This is a genomic window from Burkholderia sp. AU18528 (genome assembly GCF_002223215.2).
GTDB classification, from domain to species: Bacteria; Pseudomonadota; Gammaproteobacteria; order Burkholderiales; family Burkholderiaceae; genus Burkholderia; species Burkholderia semiarida.
In genome coordinates this window covers 1568241-1583288 of the sequence record NZ_NKFC02000004.1, presented here as the reverse complement: position 1 = coordinate 1583288, position 15048 = coordinate 1568241, and the positions used below count along the sequence as shown (strand labels likewise).

Genomic DNA, 15048 nt, shown 5'->3' with positions numbered 1-15048 from the left:
GCTTGAACTGCACCCCAAAAGTTGGACACCCGTCCAACCTTTGGGGTGTTTTTCATGACGAAGTACAACGAGCAGTTCAAGCAACGCATCGTTGACGAGTATTTTTCCGGTGGAATTGGCATCCAGTCCCTGGCTGCCCGGCACGGCGTGGGGCGTACGGTGATCCGGCGCTGGGTGGCAAGTTACAGGGAGCATGGCAACGCGGGGTTGCGCAAGAAACACGTTTGCTACGATGCTGAGTTCAAGCTATCGGTACTGCAGCGCATGTGGCGAGACGAGTTGTCATACGGCCAGGTGTCGGCCTTGTTCGACATTCGTGGCGCGGGCTGCGTCGCCGGCTGGGAGCGCCTGTATCATGAGGGCGGTATCGATGCACTGTCCCCTCGCCGACGAGGGCGCCCCCGAAAGATGGCCACTTCACTTCCGCCCAAACCCACTGAAACCGGCTCACCGGATGAACGCACACGCGAGGAATTGCTCAAGGAAAACGAGTATCTGCGTGCGGAGGTGGCCTACCTAAAAAAGCTCGATGCGCTGCTGGCGAAGAAGCAGGCAGCGCAAAAGAAAAAGCGCAAATAGTGCGCGAGCTTAGGCAACACCATCCGGTAGCGGCACTTCTGAAGGCGGCCGGTCTGGCGCGCAGCACGTTCTATTACCAACTCGGGACGCTGAACGTTGGCGATCGCCATGCCGATCTCAAGGCGAGGATCCGGGCGGTGTTCGACCATCACAAGGGCCGCTACGGCTATCGACGCGTCACGGCTGCGATTCGGCAAACCGGGCATCTCGTCAACCACAAGGCTGTGCAGCGGCTGATGCAGCAATTGCAGCTGAAGTCCCTGCTGCGCCCGAAGAAATATCGTTCGTGGCGAGGTGAGGTCGGCAAAGTCGCGCCCAACCTGTTGCAACGTCAGTTCAGCGCCACGCAGGCCAACCAGAAGTGGGTAACGGATGTGACGGAATTCAACGTCGGCGGGCAGAAGCTGTATCTGTCGCCGGTAATGGATCTGTACAACGGCGAGATCGTGGCCTACCAGATGGACCGACGCCCAAGCTTCGAGCTGGTCAGCAGCATGCTGAAGAAGGCATTGGCCAAACTCAAACGCACGGACAGACCGTTATTGCATTCGGACCAAGGCTGGCAATACCGAATGCCGGCGTTTCGTCGGCAATTGAAGCGACGCAAGCTGACTCAAAGCATGTCGCGCAAGGGGAACTGCCTCGACAATGCTGCGATGGAAAGCTTCTTCGGCACGCTCAAGTCCGAGTGCTACAAGGGACATCGCTTCACTTGCGTGGAGCATTTGCGCGACACGCTCGAGCGCTACATCCACTACTACAACCACGAACGCATCAAGCTCAAGTTGAAAGGGCTGAGTCCCGTGCAATACAGGACTCAGCCCTTGGGCGCCTAGCCTTTAACTGTCCAACTTTGCGGGGTCAGTTCAGCTCCCGCCTTTTTCTTTATGCAAATGCGCAACTAACAGTCGATATTTTTGGTTGACGCCGACCTGAGTTTCGCCCGGTTTTGCACCATTTTTGTCAACAAAATGGCCGCACGGGTATACGACGAGAAGGGCCTCAGTCTTGCCTGTGAGGCTTGATATGCATGGATTTCGTGCGCGTTGCACCGAATGTAGGCACGCCGGCGCACGCCGATTGTGCGAAATCCTTCAAAAGAATTGTTGACAATCTTTATGTCCACCCTAGGATGAGGACCATCACACGATGCCGATCATGAACGAGCCCGATTCCCCTCCGTCCGGTGCGGCCAGCCCTGAAGCGATCGCCGAGCGGATCCGCACCGCGATCCTCGAGCATCGGCTCGCGCCCGGCGCGAAGCTCACGGAGGCGCAGCTCTGCGACGTGTTCGGCGTGAAGCGCGGAACGATCCGCCAGGCGCTCGCGCAGCTCGCGACCGACAAGCTGGTCGAGCTCGAGCCGAACCGCGGCGCGTTCGTCGCGAGCCCGACGCTGCAGGACGTGCACGAAGTGTTCGAGATGCGCCGGATCATCGAGCTGGCCGTGGTCGAGCGGCTCGCGAGCGGCCCCGGCGCCAGGCGGCTGAAGGGCGTCGCCGCGCTGATCGACAAGGAACGCAAGGCGTTCGAGCGGCACGACTTCGCGGCGTGGATCCGGCTGTCGGGCGAATTCCATACGGCGCTTGCCGCGCTGATGGGCAATGCGACGCTCAGCGAGTGCCTCGAAGGGCTCGTCGCACGCTCGACGCTGATGTCGGCGCTGTACGAATCGCACGGGCGCAGCCCGTGCTCGTGCGACGACCACGACGAGATCCTCGCCGCGCTGGAGGCGGGCGATCCGAAGCAGGCGGTGACGCTGATGGCGCGCCACCTGCAGCATGTCGAACTGAAGATGCTGGACCGGCCCGCGCAAGGGCAGGTCGATTTGCGCGAAGTGTTCGGCGGCGCCTGAGCGGCGACGCGAACCCGGCCGCGCGCCACAGAACGAGCGAAATGCAGGCCCGCGGCGTTTGCCGCGGGCCGCTGGTCCGACTCCGGGCGACGATCCGGGGCGATATCGATGACGGTGGAGCGGCCTTGCGGCCGCGTCAAGGAGAAGTCATGGCTCAGTTCAGTGTGGCGCACGACAGCGCCTATCCGGCGGAAGAAGGCGGCGAGGGCGGTGGTCCGGCACTGCCGGATGGTTACAGCGAACGTCTGTACAACGAAGATTTGGCACCCCTTAGAAATCAGACATGGGGTGCGTACAACATCTTCGCGTTCTGGATGTCGGACGTGCACAGCGTCGGCGGTTACGTGTTCGCGGGCAGCCTGTTCGCGCTCGGGCTGACGAGCTGGCAGGTGCTGATCGCGCTGATCGTCGGCATCGGCCTCGTGAACGCGCTGTGCAACCTGATCGCGCGGCCGAGCCAGCAGATCGGCGTGCCGTATCCGGTCGCGTGCCGCGCGACGTTCGGCGTGCTCGGCGCGAACGTGCCGGCCGTGATCCGCGGGTTGATCGCGATCGCGTGGTACGGGATCCAGACGTATCTGGCGTCGAGCGCGCTCGTGATCGTCGTGCTCAAATTCTTCCCGCAATGGCTGCCGTACGCGGACGTCCATCGCTACGGCTTTCTCGGGCTGTCGGCGGTCGGCTGGGCCGGCTTCATGCTGCTGTGGGTGCTCCAGGCGTTCGTGTTCTGGAACGGGATGGAGACGATCAAGAAGTTCATCGATTTCGCGGGCCCGGCCGTCTACGTCGTGATGTTCATCCTCGCCGGCTACATGGTGTGGCGCGCGGGCTGGCGCAACATCGGCATCAACCTCGGCGGCGTCAAGTATCACGGCGCGGAAGTGATTCCGGTGATGATCACCGCCGTGTCGCTCGTCGTGTCGTACTTCTCCGGGCCGATGCTGAACTTCGGCGATTTCTCGCGCTACTGCCGCTCGTTCGGCGACGTGAAGCGCGGCAATTTCTGGGGGCTGCCGGTCAACTTCCTCGCGTTCTCGCTCGTCACGGTGATCACCACCGCCGCGACGCTGCCGGTGTTCGGCCAGCTCATCACGGACCCGGTCGAGACGGTCGGCCGCATCGACCATCCGACCGCGGTGATCCTCGGCGCGCTGACGTTCACGATCGCGACGATCGGCATCAACATCGTCGCGAACTTCGTGTCGCCCGCGTTCGATTTCTCGAACGTCGCGCCGCGCCTGATCAGCTGGCGCGCGGGCGGGATGCTCGCCGCCGTCGCGTCGATCTTCATCACGCCGTGGAACCTGTTCAACAACCCGGCCGTGATCCACTACACGCTCGACGTGCTTGGCGCGTTCATCGGGCCGCTGTACGGCGTGCTCATCGCCGACTTCTATCTCGTCAAGCGCGGCCGCCTCGTGCGCGACGACCTGTACACGATGTCGGAAAGCGGCGCCTACTGGTATACGGGCGGCGTGAATCGCCGCGCGCTCGCCGCGCTGCTGCCGGCCGCGGTGATCGCGGTCGCCTGCGTGATGGTGCCGGGCTGGGAGGGCGTCGCGAATTTCTCGTGGTTCATCGGCGCGGGGCTCGGCTTCGTGTTCTACCGGATGCTCGCGAGTGCGAAGGCGTAAGGAGCGTGCGATGAAGATCCGACTGATCAATCCGAACACGACGCAGCGGATGACCGACGCGATGGGCCGGTGCGCGCGCGAGGTCGCGGCCGCAGGCACGGAGATCGTGGCCGTGAGCCCGCCGATGGGGCCGCCGTCGATCGAAGGGTATTACGACGAGGCGCTCGCGACGCCGGGGCTGCTTGCCGAGATCGCGCAAGGCGAGCGCGACGGTTGCGACGCGTACGTGATCGCGTGTTTCGGCGATCCGGGCCTGTATGCGGCGCGCGAGCTCGCGCGCGGGCCGGTGATCGGCATCGCCGAGGCCGCGATGCATGCGGCGAGCGTGCTGGCGCCGGGCTTCTCGGTCGTCACGACGCTCGCGCGTACCTGCGGGATGGCGTGGCACCTCGCGGAACGCTACGGGATGAAGCGGTTCTGCCGCAACGTGCGCGCGACCGACGTCGCGGTGCTCGAACTCGACCGGCCCGGCTCGGCCGCGCGCCGGATCATCGTCGACGAATGCCGGCGCGCGCTCGACGAGGACGGCGCCGACGCGATCGTGCTCGGCTGCGCGGGAATGGCCGAATTCGCGCACGAGATCGAGCAGCAGATCGGCGCGCCGGTGGTCGAGGGCGTCACGGCGGCCGTGAAGTGGGCCGAGGCGCTCGTCGCGCTGGGCCTCGCGACCGCGAAGCGCGGCGACTACGCGCGCCCGCTGCCGAAGCGCTACGACGGCGCGTTCGCCCGCTTCAGCCCGCCGGACGGCGAGGCGGCGCAGCCGGGCCCGAATTTGCCGCAACCGCACATACACACCGTCTGACACGCACTATCTGCGCCGCTGTATGGGCGCGTATGAGCGTTTTCGCTACACTGGGCCGTCATCGCATCGGCTCGTGCGGCCGGCCTCGGGGCGCCGTGCAGCCGATGCGAACCCATTACTTCAGCAAGGCTTTCGCCGCACCTCGAACCCATGCCACTCGATCCCAACTATCCTCGCGACCTGATCGGCTACGGCCGCCATCCCGTGCAGGCGAACTGGCCGGGGCGCGCCCGCGTCGCCGTGCAATTCGTGCTGAACTACGAGGAGGGCGGCGAGAACTGCGTGCTGCACGGCGATCCGGGCTCCGAGCAGTTCCTGTCCGAAATCGTCGGCGCGGCCGCGTACCCGGACCGCCACATGAGCATGGAGTCGATCTACGAATACGGGTCGCGGGCCGGCGTGTGGCGCATCCTGCGCGAGTTCGAGAAGCGCGGATTGCCGCTGACGGTATTCGGCGTCGGCATGGCGATCGAGCGTCATCCGGAGCTTGCGCGCGCATTCGTCGAGCTCGGCCATGAAATCGCGTGCCACGGCTGGCGCTGGATCCACTACCAGAGCATGACGCCGGAGCTCGAAGCCGAGCACATGCGCCTCGGGATGGAGGCGATCGAGCGCGTGACGGGCGAGCGTCCGCTCGGCTGGTACACGGGCCGCGACAGCCCCAATACGCACCGCCTGGTCGCCGAATACGGCGGCTTCCTGTACGACTCCGACAACTACGGCGACGACCTGCCGTTCTGGATGGACGTCGAGGTGTCGGGCGGCCGCACGTCGCCGCAACTGATCGTGCCGTACACGCTCGACACGAACGACATGCGTTTCGCGACGCCGCAGGGCTTCAACACCGGCGACCACTTCTTCCAGTACCTGCGCGACGCCTTCGACGTGCTGTATGCGGAGGGCGACGAGGCGCCGAAGATGCTGTCGATCGGCATGCACTGCCGGCTGCTCGGCCGGCCGGGCCGGTTCCGCGGGCTGCAGCGTTTTCTCGACCACATCGAGCAGCACGATCGCGTATGGGTGACGCGCCGTGTCGATATCGCGCGTCACTGGCGTGAACATCATCCGTATCAGCCCAATCATCGAAACGAAGGGAAAGCATGAAGGCGATGCGTTACACGTTGGAGCAACTGAACACGATGGCGCCCGGCGCATTCGTCGCGGCGCTGTCGGGCATCTTCGAACATTCGCCGTGGGTGGCCGAGGTCGCCGCGGGCAAGCGGCCGTTCGCGAGCATCGACGCGCTGCACGAGACGATGTCGGATGCGGTGGAAACCGGTGGCGAAGCGCGCCAGCTCGCCCTGATCAACGCCCACCCGGAGCTGGCCGGCAAGGCCGCCGTGCGCGGCGAGCTGACGGCCGAGTCGACCCGCGAGCAGAGCGGCGCGGGCCTCGACCAGTGCACGCAGGAAGAATTCGACAAGCTGCTGACGCTGAACCGCACGTATCGCGAGAAATTCGGCTTCCCGTTCATCCTCGCGGTGCGCGGCTATGACCGGCACGGCATCATCGCGAACTTCGAGTCGCGCGTGAATCATTCGCGCGACGAGGAGCTGCGCGCGAGCCTCGACCAGATCTACCGGATCGCGCGCTTTCGCCTCGACGACCTGATCGACGCCTGACACCGCACTCTGGGCCGCCGCGTCGCGGCGGCCCGATCGCTTCACTGAAACAAGGAAACATCATGGCTGTTCCGCTTCTCGATCCGAACGCACCCGATTTCACGCGGCGCTACGTGAACCTTGCCGACCCGCGTCTCGGTGCGCAGGCGCTCGAGGCCAGCGACGATTTCTTCGCGCCGAAGGAGCGGATGCTGAACCCCGAGCCGGCCGTCTTCATTCCCGGCAAGTACGACGATCACGGCAAGTGGATGGACGGCTGGGAAACGCGCCGCAAGCGTACGACCGGCTACGACTGGTGCATCGTCAAGCTCGCGCGGCCGGGCGTGATCAAGGGCTTCGACATCGACACGAGCCACTTCACCGGCAACTTCCCGCCGGCCGCGTCGATCGAGGCCGCGTTCGTGGCCGACGGCGCGCCGACGCAGGCGACCGACTGGGTCGAGATCGTGCCGTCGACGACGCTGCAGGGCAACAGCCATCACTACGTCGAGGCGAGCGACGCGCGTGCGTTCACGCACCTGCGCGTGAACATCTACCCGGACGGCGGCATCGCGCGCCTGCGCGTGTATGGCCAGCCGCAGCTCGACTGGGCCGGCGCGAGCGCGACCGAGCAGTTCGATCTCGCGGCGATGGAAAACGGCGGCTACGTGGTGGCCGCGAACAACCAGCACTTCGGCGTCGCGTCGAACCTGCTGCTGCCGGGCCGCGGCGTGAACATGGGCGACGGCTGGGAAACCCGCCGCCGCCGCGAGCCCGGCAACGACTGGGCGATCATCGCGCTCGCGCAGCCGGGCGTGATCCGCAAGATCGAAGTCGATACCGCGTTCTTCAAGGGCAACTACCCGGACCGCTGCTCGATCCAGGCCGCGTACGTGTCGGGCGGCACCGACAGCTCGCTGATCACGCAGTCGATGTTCTGGCCGGTGCTGCTCGGCGAGCAGAAGCTGCAGATGGACAAGCAGCACTACTTCGAACATGAGATCGCGTCGCTCGGCCCGGTCACGCACGTGCGGCTGAACATCATTCCGGACGGCGGCGTGTCGCGCCTGCGCCTGTGGGGGACGCTCGACAAATGAAGACGCTTGCCATCGAACCGCTGACCAGGGAAGCCTTCGCGCCGTTCGGCGACGTGATCGAAACGGAAGGGGCGAAGCAGATCCCGATCAACCTCGGCACGACGATCCGCTTTCACGATCTCGCGAAAGTCGACGTGGCCGACGAAGGCGGCCGCCCGCTCGTCAACCTGTTTCGCGGCCAGCCGCGCACGCTGCCGTTCGAAGTGAAGATGCTGGAGCGGCACCCGCTCGGCAGTCAGGCGTTCGTGCCGCTGAACGACCGGCCGTATCTCGTCGTCGTCGCGCCGGCGGGCGATCTCGATCCGGCGAAGATCCGCGCGTTCGTCACGAGCGGCTGGCAGGGCGTGAACTACGCGAAGGGCGTGTGGCATCACCCGCTGATCGCGCTCGGCGGCGTCAGCGACTTCATCGTCGTCGATCGTGGCGGCGACGGCCTGAACCTGAACGAGCAGGATCTGCCGGAATCGCTGTGGCTCACCGACGACGCGCTGCATGCGTTGACGGCCTGAGTCGGGCCGATCGTCCGTCGATCGAAACCCGCGCGATTCGCGCGGGTTTTTTCATGCGCGTTGTTTTCAGGCGAATCAGGCCGCCGTGCCCTTGCGCGTATCGCGCGCACCCTGACCGCGGCGGCGGCTCGCGACCGGCGCATGCCGCGCCATCAGCTCGGCCACCCAGTCGACGAATACGCGCAGCTTCGCGCTGACGTGCCGGTTCGGCGGGAAGGCGACATACATCGGCATCGGTTCGAGTTGCCACTGCTCGAACAGCGGCACCAGCTCGCCGCTCGCGCGATGCGCGGCGGCCATGTAGTCCGGCAGCCACAGGATGCCGAGCCCCGCGAGGCCGGCTTCGAGGTACGCATTGCCGTCGTCGACCGCGAGCACGTAGCGCCCGCGCACGTTGACCTGCTCGCCGTCGCGTGCCATCGCGAACGGCAGCGTCTTGCCGGTGCGCGCCCACAGAAAGCCGACGACCCGGTGATGCGTTTCTTCGAGCTCGGCCGGATGCGACGGCGTGCCGGCGCGCGCGAGATAGGCGGGCGATGCGTACACGCCGAGCCGCAGGTCGCCGATGTGGCGTGCGACCAGCGCGCCGTCGGTCGGCTCGCCGCCGCGCACGACGCAATCGACGTTCTCGCCGATCACGTCGACCACGCGGTCGCTCACGCCCATGTCGAGCTGGATGTCCGGATGGCGCGCATGAAACGCGGGTAGCGCCGGGATCAGGATCAGGCGCGCGAACGGGGTCGGCACGTCCACTCGCCCGACTGACGCGCGAAGCGCATTCAGCCCCCGCGCGGGCAAAAAAACGGGCCCGTCACCGGGCCCGAGAACGAAGAGGCTGGCGCCGGTGAATGATTTCCGGTGCCCGGCGGGCGGCTTACTTGACCGCGCCGCCCTCGAACCACGCGGCGAGCTTCGTTCGCTCGTCGTCGGTCATGTGCGTGACGTTGCCGATCGGCATCGCCTTCAGGCGCACGGCCTGGTCGTAGATGCGCTGTGCGTTCTTCGACACTTCTTCCGGCGTGTCGAACATCACGCCGGCGGGCGCGCTGCCCATCAGCGTCGGCTTGGCCGAGTGGCACGCGACGCAGCGCTGCTGCAGGATCGGCATGATGTCGTTGATCACGATCTTCGGTGCGTTGGCCGCTTGCGCTTCCGGCGCCACCGGCTTCGGCATCGTCCACACCAGCGCGCCCGACAGCAGCGCGACGCCGCCGATCGGCAGGTACCACAGCTGCTTGCCGCGGTGGCGCATCACGAAGAACTGGCGAATCAGCGCACCGGCCAGCATGATCAGCACGAGCACGACCCAGTTGAACTTGTTCGTGTACGTCATCGCATAGTGGTTCGACAGCATCGCGAACACGACCGGCAGCGTGAAGTACGTGTTGTGCACCGAGCGCTGCTTGCCGCGCTTGCCGTAGATCGGATTCGGTTCCTCGCCCTTGAGCATCTTGTCGACCATCTTGCGCTGGCCCGGGATGATCACGAAGAACACGTTCGCCGACATGATCGTCGCGAGCATCGCGCCGACGATCAGGTAGGCGGCCCGGCCCGAGAAGATGTGGCATGCGAGGTACGCGGCGGCGACGACGTAGAGGCCCACGCAGATGCCGAGCACGCGGTCGTTGGTGCCGAGGATGCGGCACAGCGAGTCGTACACGATCCAGCCGGCCGCGAGGAAGCCGAGCGCGGAGGCGACGGCGACGACCGGGCCCATGTCGAGCACGTTCTTGTCGATCAGGTACGTGTTCGGGGCGAGCAGGTACAGCACGAAGAACAGCGTGAAGCCCGACAGCCACGTCGTGTACGACGGCCACTTCGACCAGTGCAGGTCGTCCGGCATTTCCGGCGGGGCGACCGTGTACTTCTGCATGTTGTAGAAACCGCCGCCGTGGACGTGCCACAGCTCGCCGAACACGCCGCGCTTGCGCTGGTTCGCGTCGGTCGGCGGTTTCAGGCTGTTGTCGAGCGCGACGAAATAGAACGACTCGCCGATCCACGCGATGGCGACGATGACGTGCAGCCATCGCAGCGCGAGGTTCAGCCAGTCGGTGATGAAGCCTTCCATGAAACTCCTCCAGACTCAGATCGTTTGTCTTGATGCAGGCGCCGATTCGTGTGTCAGCTGCCGCGATAGGTGCTGTACGACCACGGCGACACGAGCAGCGGCACGTGGTAGTGCGCGCCGGTGTCGGCGATGCCGAAGCGCAGCACGACGCGGTCGACGAAGCGGGGTTCGGGCACCTTCACGCCGAGCGACGCGAAGTAGTCGCCGGCATGGAACACGAGTTCGTATTCGCCGGCGGCGAGTGCGGGGCCTTCGAGCAGCGGTTCGTCGCAGCGGCCGTCGCTATTGGTCAGCACGGTCTTGATCGCGCGGCGCGATTCGCCGTCCAGCGCGTAGAGGTCGACCTTGACGGCCGCGCCGGGACGGCCGTGCGCCGTATCGAGTACGTGGGTAGTGAGCTTTCCCATTCGTTGTGTCCTTGTGTGAATGCGAGGTTCGGCGGCGACCCGATCCATGACTGTGCGGCGGATCGAGGCTCCACGTCACGTGGCTACATACCCGTCGGCGAGCGTGAAGCGAGCGCCGTGCAGGCATTGTAAAAAGGTTCCCCGTGCAAATACGTGCGCGATATCGAAGATAATGCGCCGCGCATGAGCGGCTGTCGACGGCCCGCCCGACAGGGCTTCGCGCGTGGATGCCGGGCGCCCGGCGGGGTGGCGGGCGGCGTACCATACCGAATCCCTGAAGGACGGTATTCGGGATCGCGCATTGTGCGCGGCGCGCGCTTGGGCGATCCTCCCGCCGTGCGCGTCGGCCCGTGGCCCGCGCGTACCCCGAAGACGGCGAGCACGCCGGGTAACCGGGCCAGGGCGTTCGAACGGACGCAGGCACCGGGGCGTGCCGCGATTCAGCGTTCGAACGGCTGTGTGACCGCCTCCAGGGCAACCCGGGAGGCAGACCGACGCGGAGAACGCATGAATCTCGAGCAGCACGCCGGCGCACGCGCGCCGAACCCCACCTCATCCCGCCCGACGACCCTGCTGGTCAAGCACGCCGACGTGCTCGTGACCATGGACGACACGCGCCGCGAGCTGCGCGACGCGGGGCTCTACATCGAAGACAACCGGATCGTCGCGGTCGGCCCGAGCGCCGAGCTGCCCGACACGGCCGACGAAGTGCTCGACCTGCGCGGCCACCTCGTGATCCCGGGGCTCGTGAACACGCATCACCACATGTACCAGAGCCTCACGCGCGCGGTGCCGGCCGCGCAGAACGCCGAACTGTTCGGCTGGCTCACGAACCTGTACCGGATCTGGGCGCACCTGACGCCCGAGATGATCGAGGTGTCGACGCTCACCGCGATGGCCGAGCTGCTGCAGTCGGGCTGCACGACGTCGAGCGACCATCTGTACATCTATCCGAACGGCAGCCGGCTCGACGACAGCATCGGCGCCGCGCGGCGGATCGGCATGCGCTTTCACGCGAGCCGCGGCGCGATGAGCGTCGGCCAGCGCGACGGCGGGCTGCCGCCCGATTCGGTCGTCGAGCGCGAACCCGATATCCTGCGCGACACGCAGCGCCTGATCGAGACCTATCACGACGAAGGGCGCTACGCGATGCTGCGCGTGGTGGTCGCGCCGTGCTCGCCATTCTCGGTGAGCCGCGAGTTGATGCGCGACGCGGCCGTGCTCGCGCGCGAATACGGCGTGTCGCTGCACACGCACCTCGCGGAGAACGTCAACGACATCGCATACAGCCGCGAGAAGTTCGGGATGACGCCGGCCGAATACGCGGAAGACCTCGGCTGGGTCGGTCACGACGTGTGGCATGCGCACTGCGTGCAGCTCGACGATGCGGGCATCGGCCTGTTCGCGCGCACCGGCACGGGTGTCGCGCATTGCCCGTGCTCGAACATGCGGCTCGCGTCCGGCATCGCGCCGGTGAAGAAGATGCGGCTCGCGGGCGTGCCGGTGGGGCTCGGCGTCGACGGTTCCGCGTCGAACGATGGCGCGCAGATGGTCGCCGAGGTACGCCAGGCGCTGCTGTTGCAGCGCGTCGGCTTCGGGCCCGACGCGATGACCGCGCGCGAGGCGCTCGAGATCGCGACGCTCGGCGGCGCGAAGGTGCTGAACCGCGACGACATCGGCGCGCTGAAACCCGGCATGGCCGCGGATTTCGCCGCGTTCGACCTGCGTCAGCCGCTGTTCGCGGGCGCGCTGCACGATCCGGTCGCGGCGCTCGTGTTCTGCGCGCCGTCGCAGACGGCGTACACGGTGGTGAACGGCAAGGTGGTGGTGCGCGAAGGGCGGCTGGCGACGCTCGATCTGCCGCCCGTGATCGAGCGTCACAACGCGCTTGCGCACGCGCTCGTGGAAGCGTCGCGCTGACGCGTCGGCGCGGAGGTCGCGCAGCACGTTGCGGATCGGGTGCGCGGCCGTGGCGGCCACCGCCCGCCGCGCAACCCGCCGCGGCCACGCGCAACGGCGTGACCGGCGCGCGCGCGGGGCGCGCCCTGTGCGCTTACGCCTCGATCAGCGTGCGGGTGGCTTCGGCGACGAGGCTGCGCAGCCAGCGCACTTCGTCGGAGTAATGGCAGCGCTCGTGCCACAGCTGGTAGTACTGCATCGGCGGGAAGTCGAGCGGCGCGGGCACGACCGACAACGGCAGGAACTTCGCGTAATGATCGGCGAACAGCCGCGTGGTCGTGAAGATCAGGTCCGACTTCACGAGCACGTAAGGCGCGAGGTTGAAGTACGGCAGCGTGACGACCACGTGGCGCTTGAGCCGTTCGCGCGCGAGATGCACGTCGATCGCGCCGCGCTGGCCGACCGAGTACGGCGTCGGCGCGAGATGCGGCGCGTTCAGGTACTGGTCGAGCGTGAGCCCGCCGCGCTTCGCGAACGGGTGCGTGTTGCTCATCAGGCAGACGATTTCATCGACGAACAGGTTCGACAGGTGCAGTTGCTCGGGCGGCTCGGGCCAGTTGCCGACGACGATGTCGAGCTTGCCGTCTTCCAGCGCGAGCTCGTAGTCGAACGCGGGGCCGAGCGAGTGGAACTCGAGCGTCGCATTCGGCGCGGCCAGGCGAAAGCGTTCGACGACGGTCGGCACGAACAGCACGTTCAGGTAGTCGGGGCAGCCGATCCGGTAGCAGCGGATCGACGTGGCCGGGTCGAAGTTGTGCTGCTGGAACTTGATGCGCTCGATTTCACGTAGTGCGTTCTGCACGGGCTCGAGCAGGCGCAGCCCGTATTCGGTCGGCACCATGCCGGACTTGCCGCGCACCAGCAGCGGATCGCCGGTGATGTCGCGCAGGCGCCGCAGCGCGGCGCTGATCGCCGGTTGCGACTGGTTCAGTTTGACGGCCGCGCGCGTGACGCTGCGCTCCATCAACAAGGTGTGCAAGACGCGCAAGAGGTACGTGTCGATCGCCTCGCGTTGCTGACTCATGTTATCTCCGGGTTATATGGCTGGGCTGATCGAGGAGTGGGTGGGGTATATCGTTTTTAATATGAACGAAAATCAGCGTCAAGAGATGGATACCCGCAGGTATCCGCCGGCCGGGCCGCGACAAGGGGCCTGAACGGATGGGCGCGCGGCGCCGCGCGGATCCGTATTGCGCGGATCCGGACCGCGGCGCGGCGGCTGGCGACGGGTGCGTCAGTCGTCGATGCGCATGCCGACCTTCAGCGTGACCTGCCAGTGCACGACCTGATCGCCTTCGATGTGGCCGCGGGTTTCGGTCACCTGGAACCAGTGCAGGTTGTGCAGCGTCTTGCCGGCTTTCGAGATCGCGTTGCGAATCGCGTCGTCGCTCGATTGCCGCGACGATCCGGTCAGCTCGATCATCTTGTACACGTGGTCGCTCATGATGCCTCCCTGGGATATCGATCTGTTTTGCCGGTGCAAGGCGCGGTCCCGAGGCGGTCCCGCTTTGGTTCCGCGTGCGTGCCCGGCTTCTTGAGTGATAGGTATGATGGGCGGCAACTGCAACCCATATCGGAGACGACGAACGTGGAAGTCGGATTTTGCGGACCGGGATTGATGGGCGCGCCGATGATTCGGCATTTGCTGGCGGCCGGGCATCGCGTGAGCGTGTGGAACCGCTCGCGCGAGAAGGCCGAGGCGCTGGTGAAGGACGGCGCGCAGGTGGTCGGCACGCCGCGCGAGCTGGCCGAGCGCGTCGAGACGGCGTTCGTGTGCGTGCTCGACGGCCGGGCGGTCGGCGACGTCGTGTTCGGCGAGCACGGGCTGCTTTCCGGTGACGCGAGCGCGCGTCGCGTGCGGCGCATCGTCGATCATTCGAGCATTCCGCCCGCCGTCACGCGCGACTATGCGGCGCGTGCGGCCGCGCTCGGCGTCGGCTGGGTCGATGCGCCGGTGTCCGGCGGCGTGCCGGGCGCGCAGGCCGGCACGCTCGCGGTGATGGCCGGCGGCCGCGCGGCCGATCTCGACGCGGTGCGCCCGTTGATCGATACGTACGCGTCGCGCATCACGCACATGGGCGACGCGGGGGCGGGCCAGACGGCGAAACTGTGCAACCAGGCGATCGTCACCGCGACGATCGCCGCGATCGCCGAGGCGGTCGGCCTGGCGCAGGCGAGCGGCATCGACGCCGCGCGTCTGGCCGAGGCGCTGGCGGGCGGATGGGCCGATTCGGTGCTGCTGCAGACCTTCGTGCCGCGCATGACGTCGGGCGGCCATCCTGCGATCGGCGCGCTGAGTACGTTTCAAAAGGATGTCGACGCCATCGCGGACGCCGCGCGCGACACGGGCGCGGTGATGCCCGTGTCGGCCACCGTGCAGCAGGTGCTGAGGCTCGGCGCCGCGCAGGGGCTGGCCGGCGCCGATTTCGCCGCGTTCATCGACATCGTGCGGCCGGGAAACGGTCGCCGGCAGGCGCCGTGACGGGCAAGCAGGGCGCGTGAATGGCAGATGGGCCGCCCGGAGGCGGCCCATCGAAT

14 protein-coding genes and 1 pseudogene are annotated in these 15048 nt (G+C 66.7%); 10 read left to right on the top strand and 5 right to left on the bottom strand.

The features are described from left to right. The first annotated feature begins 54 nt into the window (after window positions 1-54). From CFB52_RS10100 to CFB52_RS10065, 8 genes are all read left to right on the top strand, one after another. A protein-coding gene (locus CFB52_RS10100) for an IS3 family transposase (protein WP_099316614.1) occupies window positions 55-1415 on the top strand; the annotation gives its coding sequence in 2 pieces (ribosomal slippage) (window positions 55-517 and window positions 517-1415; 1362 coding nt in all). Between the two features lie 313 nt (window positions 1416-1728). Further along, complete coding sequence (locus CFB52_RS10095; RefSeq protein ID WP_099316513.1) at window positions 1729-2433, top strand: GntR family transcriptional regulator; 705 nt, start codon at window positions 1729-1731, stop codon at window positions 2431-2433. Between the two features lie 149 nt (window positions 2434-2582). Next, window positions 2583-4067 carry an NCS1 family nucleobase:cation symporter-1 gene (locus CFB52_RS10090; RefSeq protein ID WP_059645464.1) on the top strand — a complete coding sequence of 495 codons (1485 nt, stop codon included), beginning with the start codon at window positions 2583-2585 and terminating at the stop codon, window positions 4065-4067. Window positions 4068-4077: 10 nt separating this feature from the next. Then, a complete protein-coding gene (locus tag CFB52_RS10085) occupies window positions 4078-4869 on the top strand; it encodes an aspartate/glutamate racemase family protein (protein ID WP_099316512.1) in 792 nt (263 codons plus the stop codon). Between the two features lie 150 nt (window positions 4870-5019). Continuing rightward, the gene (puuE, locus tag CFB52_RS10080) at window positions 5020-5973 is read left to right on the top strand and encodes an allantoinase PuuE (RefSeq protein ID WP_059585148.1); all 954 of its coding nucleotides are present in this window, start codon (window positions 5020-5022) and stop codon (window positions 5971-5973) included. Next, a complete protein-coding gene (gene uraD, locus CFB52_RS10075; RefSeq protein WP_059585149.1) occupies window positions 5970-6491 on the top strand; it encodes a 2-oxo-4-hydroxy-4-carboxy-5-ureidoimidazoline decarboxylase in 522 nt (173 codons plus the stop codon). Before puuE ends, uraD begins: the two co-directional genes overlap by 4 nt. Window positions 6492-6553: 62 nt before the next feature. Next, window positions 6554-7567, top strand: coding sequence for an allantoicase (gene alc / locus CFB52_RS10070; protein WP_059609106.1), 1014 nt, complete (start codon window positions 6554-6556; stop codon window positions 7565-7567). Then, on the top strand, window positions 7564-8076 hold the full coding sequence (locus CFB52_RS10065; protein ID WP_059585151.1) for an ureidoglycolate lyase: 513 nt from the start codon (window positions 7564-7566) through the stop codon (window positions 8074-8076). Before alc ends, CFB52_RS10065 begins: the two co-directional genes overlap by 4 nt. Window positions 8077-8151: 75 nt before the next feature. Here CFB52_RS10065 and CFB52_RS10060 read toward each other — a convergent pair. From CFB52_RS10060 to uraH, 3 genes and pseudogenes are all read right to left on the bottom strand, one after another. After that, window positions 8152-8832 (bottom strand): annotated as a pseudogene (locus CFB52_RS10060) (LysR substrate-binding domain-containing protein); the annotation flags it as partial. A 118-nt stretch (window positions 8833-8950) separates the two neighbouring features. After that, window positions 8951-10144 (bottom strand): urate hydroxylase PuuD, encoded by a 1194-nt coding sequence (locus CFB52_RS10055; protein ID WP_099316511.1) that lies wholly within the window; start codon window positions 10142-10144, stop codon window positions 8951-8953. Between the two features lie 53 nt (window positions 10145-10197). After that, entirely contained in the window at window positions 10198-10551 is a 354-nt protein-coding gene (gene uraH / locus CFB52_RS10050) for a hydroxyisourate hydrolase (protein ID WP_099316510.1), read from the bottom strand. A gap of 507 nt (window positions 10552-11058) precedes the next feature. On the opposite strand from uraH, the gene CFB52_RS10040 reads away from it, so the two are divergent. Further along, a complete protein-coding gene (locus CFB52_RS10040) occupies window positions 11059-12471 on the top strand; it encodes an 8-oxoguanine deaminase (RefSeq protein WP_059585156.1) in 1413 nt (470 codons plus the stop codon). 133 nt (window positions 12472-12604) lie between these two features. On the opposite strand, the gene CFB52_RS10035 is transcribed toward CFB52_RS10040, so the two are convergent. Beyond that, window positions 12605-13534, bottom strand: a complete 930-nt coding sequence (locus CFB52_RS10035) for a LysR substrate-binding domain-containing protein (RefSeq protein ID WP_006478550.1) — start codon at window positions 13532-13534, stop codon at window positions 12605-12607. 210 nt (window positions 13535-13744) lie between these two features. Further along, window positions 13745-13954: a dodecin gene (locus CFB52_RS10030; RefSeq protein ID WP_006493215.1), complete on the bottom strand. Its 210-nt coding sequence runs from the start codon at window positions 13952-13954 to the stop codon at window positions 13745-13747. A 144-nt stretch (window positions 13955-14098) separates the two neighbouring features. On the opposite strand from CFB52_RS10030, the gene CFB52_RS10025 reads away from it, so the two are divergent. Continuing rightward, a complete protein-coding gene (locus CFB52_RS10025; RefSeq protein WP_099316509.1) occupies window positions 14099-14992 on the top strand; it encodes an NAD(P)-dependent oxidoreductase in 894 nt (297 codons plus the stop codon). Window positions 14993-15048: the final 56 nt, after the last annotated feature.

Bases quoted from the DNA above. Each gene is read 5' to 3' on its own strand.
- puuE (WP_059585148.1), top strand. From the start codon at position 5,020: ATGCCACTCGATCCCAACTATCCTCGCGACCTGATCGGCTACGGCCGC.
- CFB52_RS10085 (WP_099316512.1), top strand. From the start codon at position 4,078: ATGAAGATCCGACTGATCAATCCGAACACGACGCAGCGGATGACCGAC.
- uraH (WP_099316510.1), bottom strand. From the start codon at position 10,551: ATGGGAAAGCTCACTACCCACGTACTCGATACGGCGCACGGCCGTCCC.
- CFB52_RS10065 (WP_059585151.1), top strand. From the start codon at position 7,564: ATGAAGACGCTTGCCATCGAACCGCTGACCAGGGAAGCCTTCGCGCCG.
- CFB52_RS10055 (WP_099316511.1), bottom strand. From the start codon at position 10,144: ATGGAAGGCTTCATCACCGACTGGCTGAACCTCGCGCTGCGATGGCTG.
- CFB52_RS10030 (WP_006493215.1), bottom strand. From the start codon at position 13,954: ATGAGCGACCACGTGTACAAGATGATCGAGCTGACCGGATCGTCGCGG.
- CFB52_RS10090 (WP_059645464.1), top strand. From the start codon at position 2,583: ATGGCTCAGTTCAGTGTGGCGCACGACAGCGCCTATCCGGCGGAAGAA.
- CFB52_RS10035 (WP_006478550.1), bottom strand. From the start codon at position 13,534: ATGAGTCAGCAACGCGAGGCGATCGACACGTACCTCTTGCGCGTCTTG.
- uraD (WP_059585149.1), top strand. From the start codon at position 5,970: ATGAAGGCGATGCGTTACACGTTGGAGCAACTGAACACGATGGCGCCC.
- CFB52_RS10040 (WP_059585156.1), top strand. From the start codon at position 11,059: ATGAATCTCGAGCAGCACGCCGGCGCACGCGCGCCGAACCCCACCTCA.
- alc (WP_059609106.1), top strand. From the start codon at position 6,554: ATGGCTGTTCCGCTTCTCGATCCGAACGCACCCGATTTCACGCGGCGC.
- CFB52_RS10095 (WP_099316513.1), top strand. From the start codon at position 1,729: ATGCCGATCATGAACGAGCCCGATTCCCCTCCGTCCGGTGCGGCCAGC.